The sequence below is a fragment of the Pseudoroseomonas cervicalis ATCC 49957 genome (assembly GCF_000164635.1).
Lineage (GTDB): Bacteria > Pseudomonadota > Alphaproteobacteria > Acetobacterales > Acetobacteraceae > Pseudoroseomonas > Pseudoroseomonas cervicalis.
The window spans coordinates 1-1,573 of sequence record NZ_GG770816.1 but is presented as its reverse complement, the minus strand read 5'-3'; the positions used below and the strand labels follow the sequence as shown (position 1 = coordinate 1,573).

Sequence of the window (1,573 nt, the reverse complement as noted above, 5' to 3'; positions counted from 1 at the left end):
CCTCGCCGGCCTCGGCCGGGGCGGCGGCGGGCGGCGCGGCGGCGGCCTGGCCCTGCTGCGCCTGCTTCACCTTGCTGTCGATCTGCTTCAGCAGCGCCAGCAGGCTGTTGGCGAAGGCCGGCAGCTGCACCACCGGGATCATCAGCTGGCCGCAGGGCACCGGCTTCCCCTCGGCCCCCGACTGGGCCAGGGTGATGCGGGTGACGCCGTAATGCACGCTGGCCTCCAGGATGCCATCGGCGAACAGCGTGGTCTTGTCGGTCATCGGGTCGGGTTCTCCTCTGGGGCGGTGCGCGTCACTGCTCGCGGAAGGCGCGGTGGAAGCTGTCCAGCACCGGCTGCATCATGTAGCGGAAGAAGCTGCGGCTGCCGGTCTGGATCTGCGCCTCCACCGGCATGCCGGCGCGCAGCACGACATTCTCCAGCCGCGCCAGCTGCTCCTGGTCGATGACGATCTGCACCCGGTAATGGCTGGCGCGCGTGCGCTCATCGGTGGTGACGTCGCTGGCGACATAGGTGACGTGGCCGTGCAGGAAGGGCACCAGCCGCTGCTTGAAGGCGGGCAGCCGCACCTCGGCCTGCAGCCCGGGATAGACCACGTCGATGTCGTTGGGCGAGAGCTGCACATCGGCCACCAGCCGGTCCTCGGCGGGCACCAGCTCCATCACCGGCTCGCCGGGGCGGATCACGGCGCCGAGGTTGAAGAAGCGGCTGCCCAGGATGGTGCCGTCCTCCGGCGCCACGATCTCGCGCCGCGTCGCCACGTCCTGCGCGGCGCGCAGCTTCTCGGCCGCCTCGTGCAGCCGCGTGCGGTTCTCCCGCGCCTCGCCGGTGATCTCGGCCAGGCGCTGGTCGCGCACCTGCCGCATCTGGTTGCGCGCCTCCTCGGCCGAGGCCTGGGCGCGCTCCACCTGGCCGTTCAGGTCGACCATGTTGCCTTCCAGCGAGGCGACGTTGCGCTGCAGCGCCAGCAGGCGCGGCATACGCTCCAGCCCCTGGCGCACCAGTTCGACCACGCTCGCCTCCTCGCGCCGGATCAGCTCGAGCTGGCGGCGCTGGCTGGCGATCTGCCCCTGGGCGGAGGAGGCGGTCGCCTCGTGCTGGGCGATGCGCGCCTCCAGCACCTGCAACTGGCTCTGCAGCGAGGTCTGCCGCGCCGCGAAAAGCGTGCGCTGGCTGGTCATGATCTCCAGCGCGCGCGGGTCGGGGCTGTCGCGCAGCGGGGCGGGGAAGGCGATCTCGCCGGCGCCGCGTGCCTCGGCATCCAGCCGCGCCTCCTGCGCCAGGAAGGCCCAGTGCTGGGCGCGCAGCGTCTCCAGCCCGGTCACCGACTGCACGTCGTCGAGCCGCATCAGCACCTGGCCGGCGCGCACCCGGTCGCCGTCGCGCGCCAGGATCTCGCGCACGATGCCGCCCTCCAGGTGCTGGATGGTGCGGCGGTTGCCCTCGGAACGGATCTGGCCCGGGGCGATCGCCGCCTCGGCCAGCGGCGCGAAGGCCGACCAGGCGCCGAAGCCGCCGACGAAGAGCAGCGTCGCCGCCAGGCCGAAGGCCAGCGTGCCCCGGGTGCGCG

2 protein-coding genes are annotated in these 1,573 nt (G+C 72.9%); both read right to left on the bottom strand.

Annotated features, from left to right (window positions below):
• A partial coding sequence (locus HMPREF0731_RS19290) for a hypothetical protein (protein ID WP_007005890.1) occupies positions 1-265 on the bottom strand: 265 nt, incomplete at its 3' end.
• 31 nt (positions 266-296) lie between these two features.
• On the bottom strand, positions 297-1,573 hold a 1,277-nt coding region (locus tag HMPREF0731_RS19285; protein ID WP_007005889.1), incomplete at its 5' end, for an HlyD family type I secretion periplasmic adaptor subunit.